At 41.9% G+C, this 229-nt stretch carries 1 protein-coding gene; it reads left to right on the top strand.

The features are described 5' to 3' along the window. Positions 1 to 229 (top strand): hypothetical protein (locus QSV46_RS41310; protein WP_314964604.1); only part of this gene is annotated, 229 nt, incomplete at both ends.

The following is a 229-nucleotide window of genomic DNA, read 5'->3' as shown; positions in this document are numbered from 1 at the left end:
CACTATGACTTATCAAATATCATTAAAATTAAAACCTGAAACTCACCAACGCTTTGCCCACATTCATCAACAGCTTAATGCCGGCGAAAGCCAAAACCTTGCCAAACCTTTGGGTGAGGTTTTAGCGGATATTTCATGTGAAGTGATTGATCAAGTCTTTGGCGATCTTGCACGCTTGTCTACCTCAGTCGATGGGGAGTCTGAGAAAATTATTCAGCACATTGTGGAC

It is taken from the genome of Bradyrhizobium cosmicum, assembly GCF_032290525.1.
Taxonomy (GTDB): domain Bacteria; phylum Pseudomonadota; class Alphaproteobacteria; order Rhizobiales; family Xanthobacteraceae; genus Bradyrhizobium; species Bradyrhizobium cosmicum_A.
Note: the sequence above shows the minus strand (reverse complement) of the source record. Positions and strands in the feature narration are given on the sequence as shown.